Annotated in this window: 2 protein-coding genes; both read left to right on the top strand. The window is 69.8% G+C overall.

Annotated elements, in window-relative coordinates:
• The coding region (locus NON22_RS23430) for a metallopeptidase domain-containing protein (protein ID WP_257389401.1) at positions 1-1,172 on the top strand (1,172 nt) is incomplete at its 5' end.
• 283 nt (positions 1,173-1,455) lie between these two features.
• Positions 1,456-2,112, top strand: coding sequence for an HAD hydrolase-like protein (locus NON22_RS23425; RefSeq protein WP_257389400.1), 657 nt, complete (start codon positions 1,456-1,458; stop codon positions 2,110-2,112).
• The last annotated feature ends 49 nt before the right edge of the window (positions 2,113-2,161 follow it).

Genomic DNA, 2,161 nt, shown 5'->3' with positions numbered 1-2,161 from the left:
CGTTGCTGCCTGTCGCCGTCGAGCTCGGCGCGCCGGCCACGCCGCAGGGCCTTGCGGTCGAAGCCCTGGTCGCCGCCGACGAGACGCGCGACGCGCAGCCCGCCGTTGCCGGCACGACGGTCTGGGCCACCCTGCTCTGCAAGTTCAGCGACATCGCGACCGAACAGAAGCCGCAGAGCTTCTTCACCGGCCAGTACGGCAACAACCCGGGCCAGCTCGACAACTACTGGCGCGAGGTGTCGTACAACAAGATCAACCTGACCGGCAGCGCCGCCTACGGCTGGTTCACCCTGCCGCGGCCGCGTGCGTACTACGTCCCGGCCGGCGGCAGCGCCAATCTCAATCAACTGTTCGACGACTGCACGGCGGCGGCGAATGCGGCGGTCAATTTCGCCGCGAACGGCGGCCTGCAAGGCATCAACATGATGTTCAACGGCGACCTCGACGGCTATGCCTGGGGCGGCGGCCGCTGCGCGACCCTGGACGGCATCAACAAGTGCTGGAGCTCGACCTGGAACCCGCCGTGGTCGTTCAGCAATTCCGCGCCGCTGAGCCACGAGATGGGCCATGCCTACGGCCTGCCGCATGCGAACAACTCGGACAACGACGGCGACCCTTACGACAACCCGTGGGACGTCATGAGCGACGCCTGGGACAACGCCGCGACCGACGCGACCTACGGCGTCATCGCCAAGCACATCGGCATCTGGTCGCGCGACAAGCTCGGCTTCGTCGACGCCGCGCGCAAGCGCACGATCAACGCCGACGGCGCCTATGCGAACCTGCTGCTGGACCGCGCGAGCCTGATCGGCTCGACCAACCTGCAGATGATCGTCGTGCGCGCCGCGGGCGACCCGACGACGAAGTACTACACGATCGAGGCGCGCAAGCGCGGCGGCAAGTACGAGGCCAATCTCGCCGGCGATGCCGTGATCATCCATGCGGTCGACATCACGCGCAGCGAGCCGGCCTGGAGCGTCGACGCGACCGCGCCGCCGGCGACGACCTCGAACAACGAAGGCTCGATGTTCAAGGCCGGCGAATCCTGGACCGCGCCGAACAACGGTTTCCGCATCAGCATCGATGCCGCCACGACCGAAGGCTTCCGCGTCTCGATCACGCGCGGCAGCGTCGCGAGCGACACCTTGTTCCGCAACGGTTTCCAGCCCTGAGGATCCCCGTCTCCGCCGACCTCCGGCAACCGCCCCGCGGCCGACGACGCCTTTCGACGGACACCCGGCAAGCCGATGAAACGCCGCCGCGGCGCTGCAGGATCTTCGCCTCGGCTTCCAACGCCGGGTGCGACACGAGGAACCGGCCACCGGACCTCGGATCGACGCGCCAGCGCGGACGCCGGCCGCAGCCCGGCCGCTTCGACCAACGTCGCCGGGCCTCCCGGTTGAAATCGTCGCGCCCAGGCGCCATGCGTCCTGCTTTCTCTTCGCCGGCTCCCGCATGCAACTGATCCTGTTCGACCTCGACGGCACCCTGATCCATTCCGAAGCCGGCATCGTCGGCTCGCTGCGCCATGCGCTCGCGCGGCTGGGCCATGAAGCGCCGCCGCTGGAGGAACTACGCCGCTGGATCGGTCCGCCGCTGCGGCAGAGCTTTCCCAAGGTCGTCGGCGACGATCCGGCGCGCGTCGAACAGGCCGTCGCCCACTATCGCGAGCGTTTCGATTCCATAGGCTGGAGCGAGCACGAGGTCTACCCGGGCATCGCCGAACTCGTCGAAACACTGGCCGGCGAAGCGCGGCAGCTCGCGATCGTGACGACCAAGATGCGCGTGCAGGCGCAGCGCATCATCGACCACCTGCCGTTCGGCCGGCATTTCCGCGCGGTCTACGGCCCCGGCGGCGACGGCCTGCACTCGGAGAAGGCGCAGATGATCGCCCGCGCCCTGGCCGATTTCGGCGCCGCGCCGGAGCAGGCCGTGATGATCGGCGACCGCCATTTCGACATCGAAGGCGCGCGCAGCAACGGCGTGCGCGGCCTCGGCGTGGCCTGGGGCTTCGGCAGCCGCGAGGAACTGGAACAGGCCGGCGCCGCGGCGATCGCGGCGACGCCGGCGGAACTCGCGGCGCTGTTGCGGCCCGCGCGCGCCGCCGCCTGAGGGCGTCGGCGACGTTCGTCCTGCCCGCCGCCGGCCGGCGGGCGGCGAC

The sequence above is a fragment of the Tahibacter caeni genome, assembly GCF_024609805.1.
Classification (GTDB): Bacteria; Pseudomonadota; Gammaproteobacteria; order Xanthomonadales; family Rhodanobacteraceae; genus Tahibacter; species Tahibacter caeni.
Note: the sequence above shows the minus strand (reverse complement) of the source record. Positions and strands in the feature narration are given on the sequence as shown.

What these genes read in the sequence shown, in the direction of transcription:
- NON22_RS23425 (WP_257389400.1), top strand. Translation starts at nt 1,456, where the DNA reads ATGCAACTGATCCTGTTCGACCTCGACGGCACCCTGATCCATTCCGAA.